The 19,530-nt window shown below is 70.9% G+C and carries 18 protein-coding genes; 6 read left to right on the forward strand and 12 right to left on the reverse strand.

Translation table 11 applies throughout. The annotated features are described in order from the left end of the window. Positions 1-236: 236 nt before the first annotated feature. Positions 237-1,163 (reverse strand): hypothetical protein, encoded by a 927-nt coding sequence (locus AB0K15_RS01995; RefSeq protein ID WP_364044392.1) that lies wholly within the window; start codon positions 1,161-1,163, stop codon positions 237-239. Positions 1,164-1,348: 185 nt separating this feature from the next. Between AB0K15_RS01995 and AB0K15_RS02000 the strand changes: the two genes are divergently transcribed. Beyond that, complete coding sequence (locus AB0K15_RS02000; protein WP_364044395.1) at positions 1,349-1,936, forward strand: DUF4383 domain-containing protein; 588 nt, start codon at positions 1,349-1,351, stop codon at positions 1,934-1,936. 136 nt (positions 1,937-2,072) lie between these two features. Here AB0K15_RS02000 and AB0K15_RS02005 read toward each other — a convergent pair whose 3' ends face one another. The 5 genes from AB0K15_RS02005 to AB0K15_RS02025 form a co-directional block, all read right to left on the reverse strand. After that, a complete protein-coding gene (locus AB0K15_RS02005) occupies positions 2,073-3,035 on the reverse strand; it encodes an SCO0930 family lipoprotein (protein WP_364044398.1) in 963 nt (320 codons plus the stop codon). A 127-nt stretch (positions 3,036-3,162) separates the two neighbouring features. Then, positions 3,163-4,518, reverse strand: coding sequence for a 3-carboxy-cis,cis-muconate cycloisomerase (pcaB, locus tag AB0K15_RS02010; RefSeq protein ID WP_364044401.1), 1,356 nt, complete (start codon positions 4,516-4,518; stop codon positions 3,163-3,165). A gap of 63 nt (positions 4,519-4,581) precedes the next feature. Beyond that, positions 4,582-5,118 (reverse strand): DinB family protein, encoded by a 537-nt coding sequence (locus tag AB0K15_RS02015; RefSeq protein WP_364044404.1) that lies wholly within the window; start codon positions 5,116-5,118, stop codon positions 4,582-4,584. A 626-nt stretch (positions 5,119-5,744) separates the two neighbouring features. After that, complete coding sequence (locus AB0K15_RS02020) at positions 5,745-7,304, reverse strand: AMP-binding protein (RefSeq protein WP_364044407.1); 1,560 nt, start codon at positions 7,302-7,304, stop codon at positions 5,745-5,747. 25 nt (positions 7,305-7,329) lie between these two features. Beyond that, on the reverse strand, positions 7,330-8,529 hold the full coding sequence (locus tag AB0K15_RS02025; protein WP_364044410.1) for an acyl-CoA dehydrogenase family protein: 1,200 nt from the start codon (positions 8,527-8,529) through the stop codon (positions 7,330-7,332). Between the two features lie 104 nt (positions 8,530-8,633). Between AB0K15_RS02025 and AB0K15_RS02030 the strand changes: the two genes are divergently transcribed. The 4 genes from AB0K15_RS02030 (at position 8,634) to AB0K15_RS02045 (ending at position 12,022) form a co-directional block, all read left to right on the forward strand. Continuing rightward, a complete protein-coding gene (locus tag AB0K15_RS02030) occupies positions 8,634-9,671 on the forward strand; it encodes an acyl-CoA dehydrogenase family protein (protein WP_364044413.1) in 1,038 nt (345 codons plus the stop codon). A 63-nt stretch (positions 9,672-9,734) separates the two neighbouring features. Next, positions 9,735-10,451, forward strand: coding sequence for a hypothetical protein (locus AB0K15_RS02035; protein ID WP_364044416.1), 717 nt, complete (start codon positions 9,735-9,737; stop codon positions 10,449-10,451). Positions 10,452-10,546: 95 nt separating this feature from the next. Further along, positions 10,547-11,302 carry an alpha/beta fold hydrolase gene (locus tag AB0K15_RS02040; RefSeq protein WP_364044418.1) on the forward strand — a complete coding sequence of 252 codons (756 nt, stop codon included), beginning with the start codon at positions 10,547-10,549 and terminating at the stop codon, positions 11,300-11,302. A 54-nt stretch (positions 11,303-11,356) separates the two neighbouring features. Beyond that, positions 11,357-12,022 carry a maleylpyruvate isomerase N-terminal domain-containing protein gene (locus tag AB0K15_RS02045; protein ID WP_364045348.1) on the forward strand — a complete coding sequence of 222 codons (666 nt, stop codon included), beginning with the start codon at positions 11,357-11,359 and terminating at the stop codon, positions 12,020-12,022. Here AB0K15_RS02045 and AB0K15_RS02050 read toward each other — a convergent pair. Genes AB0K15_RS02050 through AB0K15_RS02075 form a run of 6 tightly spaced genes read right to left on the reverse strand, consistent with a single transcriptional unit; the run spans position 12,001 to position 18,477 of the window. Further along, complete coding sequence (locus AB0K15_RS02050; protein ID WP_364044421.1) at positions 12,001-13,464, reverse strand: UbiD family decarboxylase; 1,464 nt, start codon at positions 13,462-13,464, stop codon at positions 12,001-12,003. The genes AB0K15_RS02045 and AB0K15_RS02050 overlap by 22 nt on opposite strands. Then, a complete protein-coding gene (locus AB0K15_RS02055) occupies positions 13,461-14,246 on the reverse strand; it encodes an alpha/beta fold hydrolase (RefSeq protein WP_364044424.1) in 786 nt (261 codons plus the stop codon). Before AB0K15_RS02055 ends, AB0K15_RS02050 begins: the two co-directional genes overlap by 4 nt. Next, positions 14,243-14,722, reverse strand: a complete 480-nt coding sequence (locus AB0K15_RS02060; RefSeq protein WP_364044427.1) for a (2Fe-2S)-binding protein — start codon at positions 14,720-14,722, stop codon at positions 14,243-14,245. The genes AB0K15_RS02055 and AB0K15_RS02060 overlap by 4 nt, the downstream gene beginning before the upstream one ends. Continuing rightward, on the reverse strand, positions 14,719-17,037 hold the full coding sequence (locus AB0K15_RS02065) for a xanthine dehydrogenase family protein molybdopterin-binding subunit (protein ID WP_364044430.1): 2,319 nt from the start codon (positions 17,035-17,037) through the stop codon (positions 14,719-14,721). The genes AB0K15_RS02060 and AB0K15_RS02065 overlap by 4 nt, the downstream gene beginning before the upstream one ends. Next, a complete protein-coding gene (locus AB0K15_RS02070) occupies positions 16,994-17,878 on the reverse strand; it encodes an FAD binding domain-containing protein (RefSeq protein ID WP_364044433.1) in 885 nt (294 codons plus the stop codon). The genes AB0K15_RS02065 and AB0K15_RS02070 overlap by 44 nt, the downstream gene beginning before the upstream one ends. Continuing rightward, on the reverse strand, positions 17,875-18,477 hold the full coding sequence (locus AB0K15_RS02075) for an SRPBCC domain-containing protein (protein ID WP_364044436.1): 603 nt from the start codon (positions 18,475-18,477) through the stop codon (positions 17,875-17,877). The genes AB0K15_RS02070 and AB0K15_RS02075 overlap by 4 nt, the downstream gene beginning before the upstream one ends. A 218-nt stretch (positions 18,478-18,695) precedes the next feature. Here AB0K15_RS02075 and AB0K15_RS02080 point away from each other — a divergent pair, with 218 nt between their 5' ends. After that, a complete protein-coding gene (locus tag AB0K15_RS02080) occupies positions 18,696-19,466 on the forward strand; it encodes an IclR family transcriptional regulator (protein WP_364044439.1) in 771 nt (256 codons plus the stop codon). Positions 19,467-19,530: the final 64 nt, after the last annotated feature.

The following is a 19,530-nucleotide window of genomic DNA, read 5'->3' on the forward strand; positions in this document are numbered from 1 at the left end:
CGGTCACTGTTCTCGCGTGACGACGGTGGAGTCGCGGTGATCGCTGGTGGCCGGGCGCGTGCGCGTGGCGTGATCGTGCGGTAGCGGCAGGGCCAGCCTCCGTTTGATGGAGGAGTTCCCCGGCGCGCGTTGGGCTGCTGAACCGTCGGCCGGCCGACGTCAGCGGGGGCGTACGGCCGTGGCCGCTCCCGCCGTCGGGCGCGCGAGGCGCGCTGTCGGCGACCGACGAGTGACGGTCACATTCCCAGCAGTGGCAAGAGGTTCTTCACGACGGAAGTGATCTGCGCCGACGCGGTGCCGTAGTCGACGGACTGCGGCTGTTCCGTGAGGACGGTGACGATGAAGCGGTCGCCGGTGCCGACGACGCCCGACGTGTGGAGCATGCGGGTCGGGCGGCAGCAGGACCAGCCTTGCTTCACGCCGAAGTTGCCGGGGCCCAGGGCGTCGGGAAGGCCGAAGTACTGGCGGAACCCGTCGGCGCCGAACTCGGTGGCGCCGTGCAGGGCGGCGAGGATGGTCGTGCGTTCGGCGGCGGGGGCCTTGGTGAACAGGAACCGGTAGATCTTCGTGATGTCGTTGGCCGTGATCTCCGTGTCGCCCCAGCGGCCGGCGCTCGCGGGCGGGCGCGTTTCCGTGAGGCCCATGCGCTGGACAGCGCTTTCGACGATCTTCGTTTCCCCGTTGGCGACCCAGAGCGCGCTGGCGGTCGTGTCGTCGCTGCGGGCCAGCATTTCCTTCACCGTGCCGGCGGGCGTGCCGTTGTCCAGGGCGGACACGGCGATCATCAGCTTCACCAGCGACGCCGAGGTGTACGCCCGGTCCGCGTTCACCGACAGCACGGTGGTCCCCTTCGTGCGGTCGTAGATCACGGCGCTCACGTGGCCGCGCGGGACGAGCGCCGCCAGCGCCTGCGCGCTCGTCTTGCCGGCCTTGGCGCCGCCGGAGGTCGACGAGCTGTGAGCCGGCGCGGTCTTGCCGGACGACGTGGGCGAAGGGGTGGCCGACGGCACGGAAACGGTCGAGCTCTCCGAGTCGGCCGCGGCGATCGGTGTCGGACCGAGCGCGGTGACGACGTGCCGCGCCGGCTCCGCCACCACGACCACCAGCGCGACGAGTGCCCCCAGGCACAGCCCCACGAGGAAGAGGATGTTCACTTTGCGCATGACCGGACTTGTCCGGTCACCCGTTCGGTGTTGCCGAATCGGGGGTCATTTGTGGCATTGATCTCGAAGAAGGCCGAATCCGGTGACGCTCCGAGGCCCTGCGGGCAAGCACCGGCGTTTCACTCCGGGTGAAGACGGGGTACTTCCTCCGCGTGAGTCAGCTCACCACGGGAAGGACAGAAGTCATGGTTCATGCGCACGGAGCCCGGATCCGGGTGGAGGGTCTGCAGCCCGCGCAGGTCCTGGCCGCCCTGGTGGGCATCGCATTCCTCGCCTACGGCGTCATCGGTTTCGCGAGGACCGGCGTCGGGGACTTCACTGGCCACCACGACGCCGGCTTCTGGCGGTTCTCGGGTAATCCGATGAACAACCTGGTGCACGTCGTGACCGGCGTGATCGGCCTGCTGCTCGCGTTCGGCTCCGGCCGCGCGCGGACGTTCGGCTGGCTGCTCTTCCTCGGCTACGGCGCGCTGTTCGTGTGGGGCCTGATGATCACCGGGATGATCGCGGCCAACCCGTTCGCCGTCGCCGGCAACCCGCTGGACGTCACGACGCCGGACAACTGGCTGCACCTCGGCATCGCCGTGCTGGGTCTGGTGATCGCGATGGCTCCCGCGCGCCGCAAGGTGCGGCTGCCGGAGGAGGACGTGGAACCGGTCACGGCGGACGGTGCCCAGACGAGCGTGATCGAGCGGGTCGAGGACGACGACCACACCGGGTCCACTCGGGAGATCCAGCCCCGCGAGAACCGCGGTCCCGGTCTGGCGCACTAGATTCGCCGAACGCCCGAAGGCCCGGCAACCCCCGCGGTTGCCGGGCCTTCGGTGTGTTCGGGACTGCCGCTCCTTCCGTCGCCCGTGGCCGGTTGTCCTGACGACGCGCTGTCGGGGCGCGGCGCCGGGTCTGGAGTCAGTAGCTGTACGGGTCGCTCGAAGCGCTGGCGGCCGGGGCGCTCGTGGTCGGCTTGGCGGGCGCGGTTCCGGTGCTCGTGGTGGTGCCGGACTTGCAGCCGTTGGGCTCGATCACGAACCAGGTGCCCTTCACGCCCATGCCGTTGGCCTGGCCGGGCGCGGTGTCCTTCGAATACCGGTACAGCGGCCAGCCGCCGAGCGTGGCCTGCGTGGTGCCGTCGGCGCGCTTGACGCTGCCGAGCAGCTTGGCGTCGATGCCGTCGAGCGCGACGTCGCCCTTCGTCAGCACCGGCGGCCACAGCTTGGCGCAGTCACCGTCGCAAGTGGACTTCGAGGGTTTCTTGCTGTCCTTGGTGAACAGGTAGAGCGTGAAGCCGTCCTGGTCGACCATGGCCGCGCCGACCCCGTCGACCTCGCCGGCACTGAGCTTCACACTGTCCGAAGTGGACTTTCCGGCCTTGCTGCCCTGCGGTGTGGCCGCGAACCAGGTGCCGTTCACGCCCTGGCCGGTGGCGTCGCCGGGCGTGGTGTCCTTGGCGTAGGTGTAGAGCGGCCAGCCGTTCACGGTCACCTGCTCGGTGCCGTCGTCGCGGGTCACGCTGCCGACGAGGCTCTTGTCCACGCCGTCGAGCTGCACGTCGCCCTTCGACAGCAGCGGCGGCCACGCCTTGGCGCAGTCGTCCACGCACGCGGACTTCGGCGGTTTGGCGGTGTCCTTGTCGAAGCGGTAGAGGGTGTGACCGTCTCCGTCGGTGAGGACTTTGCCCAGCTCACCGACGTCGGTGGCCGTGAGTTTGACGGCCGTCTCGGTCGCGGCCGCGGCGTTGCCGGCCTGACCGCCCCCGGTCCCGCCGCCGGGCGCCGGCGCGGGTGGAGCGGTCGTGCCCGAGCAGGCGCTCAGCAGCGTGAGCCCTGCGGCCGCCGAGACGACGATGACGCCCGTGCGGAACCTGCGAAGCATGGAACTTCTCCTTGGGTACGTGGTCGCCGCGCCAGGCGCAGCTGCCGGTACCCCCCGCGTTCCGCGAGGAACGCTTCCCACCCTCCTACACGGGAGGTGGCGCAATGCGGTTCAGCAGAAGTCGGGATTACTTTCCGTCACCTTCGAGGGCGCGATCGACCAGTCGCCCGGCCGCGCCCGTGTACTGGGCGGGGTCGAGGAGGTCGTCGAGCTTCGCGGGGTCCAGGACGTCGGTGACCTGGGGGATCTCGGCGAGGACCGCCCGGAGCGGCCGGTTCTCGCCGACCGCCCGCTTCGACGCTTCGCCGAGCACGTCCTTCGCCCGCGCCTTGCCGAGCAACGGCGCCAGCGCGGCCGAAAGCCGTTCCGACACGATCAGGCCGTGCGTGAGGCCCACGTCCTCCCGCATCCGCTCCGCGTCCACGGCCAGGCCGCGCGCCAGCTCGACGGCTGTGTGCGCCGCCCCGCCCGTGAGGCGCAGGCATTCGCGCAGCAGCTGCCACTCGGCCTGCCACACGCCGGCGGACCGCTCGTCCTCGGCCAGCCCGGACTGCGTCACGCCCGCCGCGAGCACCGGCACCTGCAGTGCCGCCGAGCGGATCAGGGCCGACAGCACGGGGTTGCGCTTGTGCGGCATCGCCGACGAGCCGCCGCCCGTGGGCTCGGCGACCTCGCTGATCTCGGTGCGCGTGAGCACCTGGACGTCGACCGCGAACTTGCCCAGCGCCGTGGCCGTTTGCGCCAGCGCGGCGACGAGATCCGCGACGGGCGTGCGGTTCGCGTGCCAGGGCAACGCCGTGGTGGCCAGGCCGGTTTCCCCGGCGAACGCCTTGACGAGCCTCTCCGCGTAGTCCTCGGTGCCGTCGCCGTACTCGACGTACGCGGCCATCGTCCCGGCCGCACCGCCCAGCGACACGGGCAGCTCGAGGCGGCGCACCCGCTCGGCCGCGTCGAGCACGTACTGCCGCCAGCCCGCGGCCTTGAGCCCGAACGTCGTGGGCACGGCGTGGGCCGTGAGCGTCCGGCCGGGCATCACGGTGTCGCGGTGCGCGCGAGCCAGGTCGGCAAGCGCCGCCGCGGTGGCCGCCAGGTCGTCTCGCAGCAGCTCGACCGCGTTCCTCGCGACGATCATCAACGCCGTGTCGACGATGTCCTGGCTCGTCGACCCGCGGTGCACGTAGTCGGCGTGCTCTTTTCCGACGGCTGCCGTCAGCTCCTTGACCAACCCGACAACGGGGTTCGCCGTGGCGCGCGCCGTCTTCGCCAACGCCGGCACGTCGATCTCCCGCGCCACCTCGGCGGCCTTCGCGGTGATCGCCTCCGCCGCGCCCGCCGGCACGGTCCCCAGCCGCGCCTGCGCCCTCGCCAGCGCCGCCTCGGCCGCCAGCATCGCCCCTACCACGGCGTTGTCCCCGGTCACGGCCTCGACCGGCGTCCCGGCCCGCACAGGCGACAACAACCCGGAATCAGGATCGACGCTCATGCCGCCCAGCATCGCACGCAGGCCCCGCGGCGACCGCGCTCCTGTGCGGAGCCTCGCACCGGGTCAGTGGCCCACCGTGCCGTCGAGGGATTCGCGCAGCAGGTCGGCGTGGCCGTTGTGCCGCGCGTACTCCGCGATGTGGTTCACCAGCAACCACCGCAACGTGAACGGCTCACCGGTCACCAGCGACGTCCCCCGGTCCTCCAGCGACGAAGCCGCCGCGACGATCTCCCGCGACCGGGCGCACTCCGTGCGCCACAACGCCATGGCCTCGGTGACGTCCCCGTCGAGGGAGCCGAAGTCCTGGTCGGGGTCGTCGTCGGAGTAGTGGAGGAGGGGCACGTCGGCGCCGGCGAACTGCTGCTGGAACCACCAGCGTTCGACGCCCGCGAGGTGGCGCAGGATGCCGTGCAGGGAAAGCCCCGACGGCGACACGGCCTTGGTCGACAGCGCCTCCTGCCCGAGGCCCGCGCACTTCATCGCGAACGTCTCGCGGTGCCAGTCGAGGAACGCGACCAGCGTGTCCCGCTCACTGGCCAGCCTGGGGACGGCCTCTCGCGCGCCTTCGGCCACGGGCGAGAAATGCTGAGGAATCTCCATCCGCCCACGGTCTCACCCGGCACCGACAATTCCGGCTCATCGGGCACCCGTCCACGCACCGACGAGATCCGCGCGACGCCGGCCGCCCCTCAGGAAAGTAACTGAGTACATACCGCCGTACCGGAGGAACCTCCGAATTTCCCCTGGCTGGTCCGTTCCTCGCCGAGCCCACCTCACCCCAATGCGGCGTTGGTTGCGCCCACCGCACCGAACGCCACATTGGGTGCCCAGCGCACCGAACGCCACATTGGGGCATTGCCCCCCCACCCCGGCAGGGGCGACGCACTACCACCCACCGGGCGCACGGGGCCGCACTCACCGCGGGGCGCATGCAGCCAGCCCCCTCCCGGCACCCCGATCCGAAGCCTCTTTGCGGCCGGCGACGTGTTGTCAAGGCACGCTTTCCCGCCTTGACAACACGTCACCGGCCGTCAACACAATCCAGCTTCGGGGTGCACACTCAACCGCCACGCGCCCCCGCGAAGGCCCGAACGCCCTCAACGCCACCCCGCGAAGGCCCGAACGCCCTCAACGCCACCCCGCGAAGGCCCCGAAACACCCTCAACACCACCCCACGAGGCCAGGAAACAGCTCCGAACAGTTCGCCCGCACCACCGAACCGGACTTCAGCTGTGCGCGACCTCCCGCTGCCGCAGCACCTTCCGCAGGATCTTGCCCGCGGCGGACTTCGGGATGGCGTCCACGAACTCCACCTGCCGCACCTTCTTGTACGGCGCCACCCGCTCGGCCACGAACGCCTGCACCGCGGCCCCGTCCAGCTCCGGCGACCGCCGCACGATGAACGCCTTGGGTACCTCGCCCGCCTCGTCGTCGGGCACGCCGATCACGGCCGCGTCGGCGATGCCGGGGTGCGTCAGGAGCAGCGCCTCCAGCTCGGCCGGCGGGACCTGGAAACCCTTGTACTTGATCAGTTCCTTGAGCCGGTCGACCACGTGGAACACGCCGCCGGCGTCGACGGTCACGATGTCGCCGGTGTGCAGGTAGCCGTCGGAGTCGACGGTCGCGACGGTGGCGGCGGCGTTGTTGAGGTAGCCGCGCATCACGTTCGGGCCGCGCACCCACAGCTCGCCGCGTTCGGCGTCATCGCCGGTCACGGGGTCGACCACGCGGGCCTCGACGCTCGGCATCAGCAGCCCGATCGAGCCGCGGTCGACGTCGGGCCGGTCGGCGGGGATGCCGTGGGTGCAGGGGCTCGTCTCGGTGAGGCCGTAGCCCTGCAGGACCGTGACGTTCAGTCGCGCGGCCAGCTCCTCGGCGATCGCGGCGTCGAGAGGCGCGGCGGCGCTCATCACCACCTCGACGCAGCCGAGGTCGTAGTCGGTGACGAACGGGACCTTCGCCAGCGCGAGCGCGATCGGCGGCGCGATGAACAGGTGGTCCACGCGGTGCTCGGCCACGGTGGCGAGAAAACCCTTGAGGTCGAACCTCGGCATGGTCACCACGGTCGCCCGGTTGAGCAGGCTGATGTTCATGATCCCGTTCATGCCGTAGATGTGGAACAGCGGCAGCACGGCGATCGCCCGCTTGCCCGGGCGCAGCTGGATCAGCGGCTGCATCTGGCTGAGGTTCGCGACCACGTTCCGGTGCGTCAGCAGCACACCCTTCGGCAGGCCGGTGGTGCCCGACGAGTACGGCAGCACGGCGAGGTCGTCGGCCTCCGGTTCCGGCGGCGCGGCGGCGGAACCGGCGAGCAGGTCGTCGAGCGACGGCACGCCGTCGGCCGCGTCGAGCACCACGATCTCTTCGACGCGTACGCCTTCTTCTTTCACGGCGGCGCGCGCGTTGCCGAGCCCGGCGGAGGTGGTGAACAGGATCCGCGCGCCCGCGTCACGCAGCTGGTGCGCCAGCTCGGCGGGGGTGTTGAGCGGGTTGGCAGGCGACACCGCGGCGCCGGAGCGCAGCACGCCGTGGAACACCACCGGGTACTCGGCGCAGTTGGGTGCGGCCAGCACGGCGACGTCGCCCCGGCCGATGCCGCGCTCGGCCAGCGCGGCGGCCAGGCGCTCGACGGCCGTGGCGAGCTCGCCGTAGGTCAGGCACCGGCCCGAGCCGGCGTCGATGACCGCGGGGTGCGCGGCCTCCTCGGGCGTGAGCGAGCCCAGCAGCAGACCGGGCAGGGATCCGTCGGGGATGACGACGTCGGGGTACGTGCTGCGAATGGCCATCGCTCCTCCTGGGCAGGCCGCGGGTTCAGCGCGCGGGCTTCGGTTCCTTGGGCAGCCCGAGCAGCAGGTCGCCGACGATGCCGCGCTGGACCTGCGATGAGCCGGCGTAGATCGTGCCGGCGCGGGAGTTGAGGTAGACGCTGGTCCACGACGCGGTCGAGTTCGGCGCGCCGGGATCGTCGGTGTGGTACCAGTTCGGCGACGGCCGCCCCGACGGCGTGAGCGCGTCGAGTCCGAGCACGTCGAGCGCGAGCTCTGTGACCACCCGATGGTACTCGCTCCACAGCAGCTTGAAGGCCGCTGCGCGCGGCCCGGGCTCCTCGCCTTCGATCAGCTGCGCGGCCGTGCGGAGGCCGTGGCAGCGCAGCTGTTCCACCTGCACGTGGCACCACGCGACGCGCCGGCGGACGTCGGGATCGGTGTCCAGACCGCGCTCCCGGACCAGGGCGACCAGCCGGTCGAGCTCCGCGCGGAAGCGGATCGGGGCGTGCAGCGCGGTTTCGCCGCGTTCGAAGCCGAGCAGGGTCATCGCGACGGTCCAGCCGCGGTCGACGTCGCCCACCACCAGCTCGCGGTCGGTGGTGGCGTCGGTGAAAAACACCTCGTTGAAGTCGGTGCCGCCGGTGATGTTGCGGATCGGCCGGATTTCCACACCGGGCTGGTCGAGTGGGACCAGCAGCATGCTGATCCCCTTGTGCGGCGCGGCTTCCCGATCGGTGCGGGCGAGCACGAACATCCAGTTGGCCAGGTGTGCGCCCGAGGACCACAGCTTCTGGCCGTTGAGCCGCCACCGGTCGCCGTCGGGCTCGGCGCGCAGGGCGAGCGACGCGAGGTCGGACCCGGCGCCGGGCTCGGAGAAGCCCTGGGCGAACACGTACTCGCCGGAGACGATGCGCGGCAGGAATCTCATGCGCAGCTCGGGTTTCGCCCAGCGGAGCATGGTGTTGCCGAGCATGCCGATGCCGAACGCGTCGTTGTCGGAGCCGAACGGGATCCCGGCTGTGGACAGTTCTTCCACCAGCACCACGAGTTCGGCGGGGCTGAGGCCGGCGCCGCCGTATTCGACGGGCCACGCCGGCGCGACCCAGCCGCGTTCGGCCAGCGCCGCGCGGGCCCGGGTGCGGAATTCGGCGTAGGCGTCGCCATCGAGGCCGCCGATGCCGCGCCAGCCGGGTGGTACGAGGGTGGCGACGAACTCGCGGACCTGCTCGCGGAAGCTTCCCACGCGGCCTCCTGCCTGGGTGACAACTCTGTCCTGACCTCAACAGTTGCGTAGATAGACTCGATAGTCAATGCTTCGATACGGGCCTGGTTCTTCGAGGAGGCGTGATGGGTTACGCGACGACGGACGAACAGCGCGAGCTCGCCGCGTCGGTGCGGCGGATGCTGGCCGACGCCGCGCGCACGGCGCCGCTGCCGCCCGCGTGGGAAGCGGTGGGCGCGGGCCTCGACGGAGCCCTGTGGAAGACCTTCGCCGACGCCGGGCTGCTCGGGTTGGGCGTGCCCGAAGAACGCGGCGGGTCCGGCGGTGGTTTGCGGGAACTGTGTGTGGTGGCCGAGGAAGTCGGGGCCGCGCTGCCGCGGATCCCGTTCGCCGCGGCGGTTTCCGCGGTGGCCGCGCTGAGTTCTGTGCACAGTGTGGACAACTTTGTGGATGGTTCGGCCGTGGCGGTGGCGGCGTGGGAGACGTTCCCCGTGTTTCCCGGGCATCGTTCCCCGTTGCGGCTGAGCGGGTCTACTGTGGACGGAGTGCTGCGGGCGGTGCCGTTCGGGCTCGACGCGGAAGTGCTCGTGGCGGCGGTCGAGGGCCGGTTCGTGCGGATCGATCTGGACGCGGCCGGCGTGCGGCGGGAGTCGGTGGGCGCCTTCGACGTAATCGAGCCGGCCGCGGTGGTGGAGCTTTCCGGGGTGCCGGTTGCCGAGTTGCCTTCGGCTGAGGTGTCGGCCCGGGTGCTCACCGTGCTCGCGGCCGAGTTGGTCGGTACCGGGCAGCGGGCGCTCGATGGGGCGGTCGAGTACGCGAAGCAACGCCGTCAGTTCGGGCGGGCGATCGGCTCGTTCCAGGCGCTCAAGCACCTGCTCGCCGACCGGTTCGTGCAGCTCGACGCGGCCCGGTTGCTGGTCGAGTGGGCCGCGTCCACCGTGGACGCCGGTGTCGAGGCCCTGCCCGCGGCGCGCACCGCCGTGGTCGCGGCGAGCGACGCTGCCGACGCCGCGACGCGCGACGCCCTCCAGGCCCACGGCGGCATCGGCTTCACCTGGGAACACCCGGCGCACATCCACCTCAAGCACGCCCGCGCGCGCCGCCAGCTGCTCGGCTCGGCGGCACGCCAGCTCGACGCCGTGGCGGAGCACATGTTCGCCTGAAAAGCAGGTGCCTTCTTGATCCGGTTCGGGTATTTTGCCGACCCGGATCAAGGGGGAAAATTCATGCGGATTGCCGTGATCGGTGCTGTGCTGCTCGTGGCGTTGGCGGCGTGCAGCTCGGGGCCGCAGGCGAGCGCACCCGGACCCGAGGTGCTGGGGCCCGATGGCTTGCGCGGCCTCGCGCCGGGCGTCACCAAGGCGGCCACCGGCACCACGCTCGCCGCCGAGCCGATGTCGGGCTTCGACGGGTGCAAGTCCTACTCGTTCGCGGGCTCGCCGGCGCCCGAGCCGGGCGCACTCGAGGCCGAGGAGCGGGCCGTCGCCAAGGCCGACGACCTGAACCGGAAGGCCCGGGACGCCGACGCGCACGTGCTGGATCCGGGGATGCACGGTTCGGCGGCCGACTACGCGAAGTCAGCCGCCCAGTCGGCCGCGGCAGCCAAGCTGAGCGCGCAAGCCGCAGCGGCCGCAGTCGTCGTCACCGAGCTGCGCGAGGAGCGCGCGGCCGACCTCGCGGCGAGCGGCGGCGCCGTCTTCTCCGGGGAGAAGCTGTGGTCGGTCGTCGCTCCGCCGCAGGTCAAGACGCCGGAGGGCGCCGGCGCGGGCACGGCGCTCGCCGATCTGCACCGGTTGTACGACGCGAAGGGCCTGAAGCCGACGCCCGAGGGGCATTTCGCGGTGGCCGTGCCGGGGCGCCCGACGTGGACGTACGACTTCACGGCCGAAGGCGCGAAGGTCACGTACGTCGCGTTGCTCGACGCCTCATTGAAGTGCGGCTGACGGACCGTTTTCACGGTACTTCGGGACACGGCCGGTCGACTCGGTGGTGGCCTGCGTGATGTGATCGACTCCGGGTGAGTTCTGGAGGAGAGCGCGTGACGAGGTTCGAGTTCCCCGGGTCGCAGGGCACGCCGCTGGCGGCTCGACTGGAGTTGCCGGAGGGGGAGCCGAAGGCGTACGCGCTGTTCGCCCACTGCTTCACGTGCAACAAGGACGTGGTCGCGGCGACGCGGGTCGCGCGGGGGCTCACGGCGTTCGGGGTGGCCGTGCTGCGGTTCGACTTCACCGGGCTCGGCGGGTCGGAGGGCGAGTTCGCCAACACGGACTTCAGCTCGAACGTCGGCGACCTCATCGCGGCCGCGAACCACCTGCGCGAAGAGTACGAGGCGCCGCAGCTGCTGGTCGGGCACTCGCTGGGCGGGGCGGCCGTGCTGGCGGCGCGGCATGCCGTGCCCGAGGTGCGGGCCGTGGCGACGATCGCGGCGCCGGCGGATCCGCAGCACGTGGCGAAGCTGCTTGGTGACCGTCGCGAGGAGATCGAGCGGCTGGGCGAGGCCGAGGTCGTGCTGGCCGGGCGGAAGTTCTGCATCAAGAAGCAGTTCCTGGACGACATCGCGGCGCAGCCGCAGGCCGAGCGGATCCGCGGGCTGAAGGCGGCGTTGCTCGTGCTGCACTCGCCGGTCGACGCCGAGGTGGGCGTGGAGAACGCCCGCGTCATCTTCGACACCGCGCGGCACCCGAAGTCGTTCGTCGCGCTCGATGGTGCCGACCATCTGCTCTCGGGCCGCGCGGACGCCGCGTTCGCCGCGGACATCCTCGCCACCTGGGCCAAGCGCTACCTCATGCGGTGAGGTTCGGACCCCAAGCCCGGCTTATAGCAGGAACTGCCTGAGGAGAAGCTCGCGCTGCCGGCGTTCGGGAGGCCCGGCGGGTGGAGCGTCGCGCAGGTGCTGTCGCACTTGGGGAGCGCGGCGGAGATCTGCACGACGCTCGTGCGCCGAGGTGCGGAGGGGGATCTGACTCCGCCGACCGGGGACGACGCGAAGCCGGTGTGGGCGAAGTGGGACGCGATGGCGGGGCCTGAGCAGCGGGAAGCGTGGTTCGAAGCCGACCAGACCCACCGCGACGTGCTGGCCACCGTCGGCAAGAGCATCACCATCCCGTACTTCGCCGGTCCGCTGAGCCTGAGCGAGTACGCGGGATACCGGTTGTCGGAACAGGCGCTTCACGGCTGGGACATCGAGGTGGTCCTGGACCGAGGGGTGACGGTGCGCGAGAGCGAGCTGCTGTGGCAGCGAATCGACCTCGTCGTCAGCAGGTTCCACGACGCCGACACCCGAAAGCGGCTCGCGCCGCGCACGGTCACCGTGCCGGACGGCAGTTTGGAGATCACCGAGAGCGAACTGCACCTCACTGGAACCAAGGCCGAAAACCCCGGCGAAGCGCAACTCACCGGCGGCCGAGAAGCCGCCCTCCGGCTCTTCTACGGACGCAACCGCCCGGAGGACGGCCTCCAGACCGCCGGCGACACCACCCTTGACGACTTCCGTCAGCTGTTTCCTGGCTTCTGATCCAGCACGTCACGCCACTTGTCGGCCAGCGTGGCCAGGAACGCCGGGTCGCTGGAGGCCACCTTGGGGAAGGTGGCCAGGCGCTCGAAGGGGCGGCAGGCGTCGATGATGGCGCGGCTGTTGTAGGCGGGGGAACCGTCCACGTACAGCGGGTCGAGTTTGCTGCCCCACGTCTGCTTCATGACCTCGATGTCGCGTGAGGGGTCGGTGCGGGTGGACATGGCCCAGATGACCTCGTCCGGGTCGGCGGGGTCGACGTCGTCGTCCACCACGACCACGTAGCGGTTCATGTACGCCGCGGCGGGGCACTGGGCGGCGAGGTACGCGACCTGCCGCGCGTGGCCCGGGTAGCGCTGCTGCAGCGAAACCGCGATGAACAGCCGCCCGCCACCCGATTCGTGCGCCCACGCCTTCACCACACCCGGCACGCCGGTGGCGGCGAGCTCGTCGTGGATCATCGCGGACTTCATCACGGTCCGCATGTACGAGTAGTCGTGCGGCGGTTTCCCGGGTGGCGCACCCAGCAGGATCGGGTTGTCGCGGTAGTACATGCGCGTGATGTCGATGGCCAGGTTCGGCCGGCGCTTGCCGGAGTAGTACCCGGTCCACTCGCCGAACGGGCCCTCGTCCCGCTGGTGGTCCGGCCGCAGCCAGCCCTCGATGGCGATCTCGCTGCCGGCCGGGATCGGCAGCCCGGTGTCGGGGCCGAGCACCACCGGCACGCGTGAACCCAGCACCGCGCCCGCGTACTCCAGCTCGGAAACCCCGCCCGGCACCTCCGTGCCGCCGAGCACGAGCAGCAGCGGGTCGTGGCCGAACGACACCGTGACCGGAGCCCGGCCTTCCTTCTCGAACCACGCTCGCACGTTCTGGTCGCCGTGTTTGCCCGGGACCATGGCGACGGTGACGCCGCGGCCGTCGTCCTGGACCTCCATGCGGTAGCAGCCGCCGTTGTGGACGCCGGTTTCCGGGTTGGACGTCACCACGAAGCAGCCGGTGCCGATGAAGCGGCCGCCGTCGTCCGCGTGCCAGCGGGGGACGGGGAAGTCGAGGAGGTTGACCTCGGAGCCGGGCACGGAGTTGGCCAGCAGCGGCGCCTCGGTCACCGGCAGGACGGGGAAGTCCCGCGCGGTGGCCGACCACTGGGAAGGCTTGCCGCGCAGGGCGTCCACCACGCCGACGGAGTCGAGGTCCTCGCCGAGCCGCAGCGTGCGGCCCAGCCGGCGTGGCGAACCCGTGCTGCCCGTCAGGACGCGCTTGCCGCTCGCGTAGCCCTTGATGTCGTCGAACAGCAACGCGGGCGGCGGGTCCATCCGGTAGCTCAGCTCGGCGATGCCGCCCAGCTCGAGGTCCCAGTCGGCGCCCTTCACGTCGCGCAGCTCGCCGTAGCCGGCGATCGCGTCGAGGTGGGTGCGGAGGCTGAGGAGGGGTTCGTCCGTCACTGCGTGCCGCCGAAGAACGACGCCAGCGACGGCCACAGGTCCGGTCGCTCCAGGAGGCTGAGGTGCCGGGTCTTCTCCAGGACGCGCAGCTCGGCGTTGGCGATGCCCGCCGCCAGTGCCTCGGACATCGCGGGCGGGGTCGCGTAGTCCTCCTCGCCGACGACCACGAGCGTCGGAGCCTTGACGTCGCCGAGGCGGGTGCGTGCGTCCAGGCCGCCGAGTGCGCGGCAGGCCGCGCCGTGGGCGGCCGAGTCGGTCTTGAGGAAGATCTCGCAGACCCGCTCGACCTCGTCCGGGTGGCCGGTGAGGAACGGCTCGGCGAACCACCGGTCGCGCTGGAAGTCGAGCTGCTTGTCCCGGGGCACCGTCGTCGCCCGCTCGGCCCGCTCCGCCCAGACCGGCACCGCGTCGTCGCCGTAGTACGCCGTGCCGTCGGCCAGGACCAGCCGGTGCACGAGCTCCGGTCGGGTCGCCGCGAGGGCCAGCGCGGTGCTGGCGCCCATGGACAGGCCGACGACGTCGGCCGGGCCGGCGTCCGCTGCTTCCAGAACCGCCGCCGCGTCCGCCGCCATGTCGTCCACGGTGAAGTCGGAACCGTCCCAAGTGGACTCACCGTGGCCACGTGCGTCCAGTGCCAGGACCTGGGCCTTGTCCTCGAAGAACCGCGCGACCGGGTCCCAGACCGCTCCGGACAGCGCGAGCGGGTGCAGGAGCAGCAGCGGCCGGCCGGCCGAGCCCGTCCGGTGGACGTGCAGCGTGCCCTGCGGGGTTTCGACGTTCACGCGGTGGCCCTTTCGTTCCTGGCGGCCCGGCGCGTGGCCGCGGCCTTGATCGCGGCGTGGATCTCGGAGTACGTGCCGCAGCGGCAGATGTTGCCCTCCAGGTGCTCCACGACCTCTTCGTCGGTCGGCTGCGGGTTCTCGCCCAGCAGCTCGTGGGCCATCATCACGAACCCGGGAATGCAGTAGCCGCACTGCATCGCGCGGTTGGCGACGAACTCGTCCACCACCTCGTCGTCGGCCGGCAGGCCGTCGGCGGTGGTGATCTCGGCACCGTCGAAGCGCGCGGCCCGCGAGAGGCACGTCGAGACGCTCTTGCCGCCGACCAGCGCCGTGCAGGCGCCGCACGCACCGACACCGCAGCCTTCGCGCACGCTCGTGGTGCCGAACTCGCGGCGCAGCACGTCGAGCAGCAGCTCGTCGTCGGCCACGCCCAGCTTGCGGCGCAGGCCGTTGACCTTCAGCTCGATCTCCCTCACGACTGTTCCTCCAGCGCGGTCAGAATGCGTTCCGGCGTCAGCGGCAGCTGCGTGATGCGCACGCCGGTCGCGTCGCGCACGGCATTGGCGATGGCCGGCGCGAGCGGGATGATGGTGGTCTCGCCGACGCCCTTGGCGCCGAACGGACCCGTCCGATGTGGACTCTCAATGATGATCGGCGTGAGCTTGTCCGGCATGTCCTTGATGGACGGCAGCTGGTAGTCCAGCAGCGTGCCGTTCACGATCTGGCCCTCGTCGAACACCATCTGGTCGAACAGCGCGTGCCCGATGCCCATGATCGCCGCGCCGGAGAGCTGCTGCTCCACCATCGCGGGGTTGATCGCGCGGCCGACGTCGCCGGCCACGGCCAGGTGCTCGATGTGCACGCGCCCGGTCGCCGTGTCCACGGTGAGCTGCACCGCGGCCGCACCGGCGAACCAGTGCTCGGTGACCTGCGGCGACAGGCCGTTCTCGTGGTCGTACGGCTGCCACGACGTGGTGAAGTTCGCCTCCGCCGTCAGGGTCGTGCCGCGCGCCCCGAAGTGGCCGTGCAGCAGTTCCGACACGGAGACGGTTTCCTGCGTCTGCGCGCTGACGAGACCGTCGGACGTGAGCTTGATGTCCGTCGCCTCCACGCCGAAACGCTCCGCCGCCAGCTCCACGAGCTTGTCGCGCATGTTCTCCGCGGCCAGGCGCACGGCGTTGCCGGTGTGGTAGGTCGAGCGGCTGCCGGCGGTGATCGTGTCGTAGGGCGTCACGTCGGTGTCGGCCTGGATCACGCGCACGTCGCCTTCGCCGAGGCACAGCACCTCGGCCGCGATCTGCGCCATGATCGTGTCGCTGCCCTGGCCCATGTCGATGGTGCTGATCAGCAGCGACGCCGAGCCGTCCTGGTTGAGCTGCACCACCGCGTTGGAGATCGTGGGCGTGAGCACGGCCTTCACACCGACCGCGACACCGCGGCCGCGCACCAGCGTGCCCTCCTGCTTCACGAACGGCGTGCCCCACCCGATCGCCTCGGTCACGGCGTCGAGGCTGCCCAGGAAGTCGGCGCTGTGCATCGGCGTGCCGACCGGCGCGACGTCGCCCTCGCGCAGCATGTTGCGGCGGCGGAACTCCACCGGGTCCTCGCCGAGCTGCCGCGCGAGCTCGTCGGCCAGCGACTCGTGCGCCCAGGTCACCTGCGGCACGCCGAACCCGCGGAACGGCCCGGCCGACGGCTTGTTCGTGTAGACACACCGGGACCGCACTCGCACGTTTTCGATCTTGTACGGGCCCGGCGCGACGAGACCCGACTTCGCGGTGATGCGCGGGCCGACATCGGCGTACGCGCCGGTGTCGTAGCGGACGTCCGAAGTGGACGCCACGATCATGCCGTTCTCGTCCGCCGTCATGCTGCCCGCCACCGCGCAGCCGTGGCGGGTGGTGAGGAGGAACGCCTCTTCGCGGGTCGCCGTGATCTTCACGGCCATCTTCTGCGTCCACGCCAGCGCCGCCACCAACGGCTCCAGCCGGTCGTACATCTTCGCGCCGAAGCTCCCGCCCAGGGGCGCGGTGCGCACGCGGACGCGGTTCAGCGGCAGGTCGAGCAGGTCGGCCAGCGACTGGCGCACGTACGACGGCGTCTGCGTGGTGGCCAGCAGCTCCAGCCGCTCGCCCTCGCACCACGCGGCCGCGTACGGCAGCTCGATCGGCACGTGGTGCGTCGGCGGGCACCAGAAGTCGTACGACACGGTGGTACCGCTGACGCTCGACGGGTCGCCCTTGCGCAGGTTGTACTCGTAGTTCACGTTCGTGTCGCGCTTGCCGCGCAGGTGCTTCAGGTCGCCGAAGACGATCGACGGCCGCAGCTCGTCGTGCACGAACGGCGCTCCCTGCACGGCCTTGTCGACGTCGTGCACCGGCTCGAGCTCGTCGTAGGAGACCTCGATCAGCTCGGCGGCCTCCCGCGCCTGCTTGACGCCGTGGGCGATCACCGCGACGATCGGCTCGCCGACGTAGCGCACCTTGCCGTAGGCGAGGCACGGCTGGTCGGAGAACGCCGGGCCCGTCATGAGCCGGTCGCCGAACTCCGCGTACAGGTCCGCGCCGGTCACCACGGCGACCACGCCCTCGGCCGCGAGCGCGCGGCTCGTGTCGATGGCGGTGATCTTCGCGTGCGGGCGGGTGCTGCGGTGCAGGGCGACGTCGAGGCACGGCCGCACCGGCTGGTCGGCCGCATAGCGCAGTTCGCCGCGGACCTTGGCCCGGCCGTCGACGCGCGCCCAGCGCTCACCGACGGCGGCGACCGAAGATCGAGACTCGACGGTGGTCATCGCTGCCCTCCTTCCAGGAGTTGCGGACGGCTTCTTCGACGGCCACGAGGCCGAGGCGCCGCTTGTAGTCGGAACTCCCGCGCACGTCGGGAATCGGGTCGAGCAGAGGGGTCGCGGCTTCCTTCGCGGCACCGACGACGTCGTCCACGGAGGTGTCGGCCGACGCTTCGAACTGCAGGAACACCGGCACGTGGCTCAACGCGCCGAGGCCGAGCCGGACGTCGCGCTTGCCCCGCGAGCGCTCCACCACGAGCGCCGCCGCCGAAGCCGCGGGCCAGTCGTTGGCCGCGAGGCTGGAGAGCTTCGCGAAGTGCGCGCCCGCGGACTCGGGCTGGCTGGGGATCTCGATCGCCGACACGAGCTCGCCGTGCTCCAGCGCGGTCTGCTGGAAGTCGACGAAGAACTCGCGCGCCGGCACCTTGCGCGAACCGCGGCGCGAGGTGAGCTCCACGGTCGCGTCGAGCACCATCAACGCCGTCGGCGGGTCGAGCCGGTAGTCGCCGTGGGCGATGTTGCCGCCGACGCTCGCGGTGTTGCGCACGCGAGGGTTGGCCACGCGGCTGTAGACCTCGGCCGCGAGCGGGGCGACCCGGCGGACGACCGGGCTGGTTTCCATGCGCCGCAACGTGACCAGCGGGCCGACCCGCAGCCCCTTCGACGTCTCGGTGATCTCGTCGAGGCCCGGCACGCCGCCGATGTCGACCAGGTCCGTGGCGAACAGCACACCCTGCTTGAGCAGGATCTGCACGGCCGTGCCGCCGCCGTAGACCATCGTGTCCTCACCGTCGTCGAGGAGCGCGCAGGTCTCGTCGAGCGTGGTGGGGTAGTGGTAGGCGGTCATTTCTTGCCGCCGAACAGCTTCGCGAGCAGGCGGCGCCACCACGATTCCTTCGCGGGCGCGGCGTCACCGGCCGGCGTCTCGGAGACCCGCTTCTTCGGGCCTTCCCGTTTGGCGATCACGCTCGCCAGCCCGGGGTTGTCCGGCCCGGGCGGGCCCGCGGCGCAGATCTCGGCGAACGCGGCCACGAACTCCCGCTCCACCTCCTGCGAGCGGCGCCGGACGATCGACTCGCCCATGCGCCCGATCTTGCCCCAGATCGCGACGTCGAGGCTGTACTCCACTTTGGACGAAGTCTCGCCGTCGGGCTGCACGCCCAGCCGGGCGTCGATCTTGATCGAGCTGCCGAGCTTGTGGTCCTCGCCCTTCAGGAGGGCCTTGACCTCCTCGGGCTCGGTCAGCTCCGTGATCTCGGCGGAGAACCCGGCGCTGAACTTCACGTGCGCGATCTCGTTGACCAGCTTGCCGCGGTAGTGCGTGCTGTCCGAACGGACGAGCTCCGCGGCGCCGGGGATGGCGACCCGCATCGTGTCCGGGTCGAGGAAATGGGCGAAAACGCGTTTGTGGTCCGCGGGGACGACAAAGGAGGATCCTAGCTTCATATGACCACCATAGAGGACTTAGTGTCTGCTCTACAGGACGTTACTGCATCATTGGTTGCTGATCCAGCCACAGTCACGGCCGAATGACCTCGTAGCGGCGGTTACGTGCCGCAGAGGGGGTCGGCCTGCTTTTGGCCGGACCAGCAACACGGTCCTGGCGAGTCCCGAAAGGGCTCGGCTACCGTGCGCTGAAGCAGAATGGCGAGGGGTGACGGATCATGAGCGACGTTCCGGCGGTGCTGAACGCGGTGCGGCTCCTGGAGCGGATTGCCCGCGATTGGCCGGAGCCGGTGTCCTCCGGGGCGCTGATCGAGGAGCTCGGGCTCAACCGCAGTACGGCGTACAACATCCTCGGCACGCTGCAGCGAGCCGGCTGGACCGCGACGCGCGGCGACCGCGGTGGCTGGTCTATGGGGCCGCGGCTGCTGTCGATGGCCCGCGTGTCCGAGGACTGGATGACCGACATCGTGCAGCAGGAGCTCGATTCGCTGAGCCAGCGCACCGGCTTCATCGTCTTCGCGGTGCAGCGCCACGGTGCCGCCGAGTACTCCGTGCTGGCCAAGGGCGACCGGGGCAAGGGGGTGCGGATCACCGTCGGCATCGGCGACACCTTCCCCTTCTCCGCGCCCGCGATCATGCGCGCGTTCTACGCGTGGGAGGACCCGGCGAACGTCGAGCGGCTCGTGGAGCGCTACGGGCTCGAAGGTTTCACGGCTGAGACCATCACCGCGCGGGCCGCGCTGCGTGAGGAGATGGCCGCCACGCGTGAGCGCGGCTACAGCGTCAGCATCAGGGAGTTCGACCTCGGTCAGTCCGGGTTGGCGGCACCGGTGTTCGACGCTCAGCGGCGCGTCTCGATGGTCGTCTGCACGCTCGCGTTCTCTTCGGAGCTGAACGAGTCCACTGTGGATCAACATGGCGAACTGATCCGCGAATGCGGACTCAGGATCACCGACCGAACCGGAGGTGCGGTGAAAATCGCGGAATAATTCCGCATCTTCGGAAGTATTCCGACCTTGCCGGGTCGTGCGTTCCTTGACCGCTGTCGACCGG

The organism is Amycolatopsis sp. NPDC049253 (assembly GCF_040678995.1).
In the GTDB taxonomy this organism is placed as follows: domain Bacteria; phylum Actinomycetota; class Actinomycetes; order Mycobacteriales; family Pseudonocardiaceae; genus Amycolatopsis.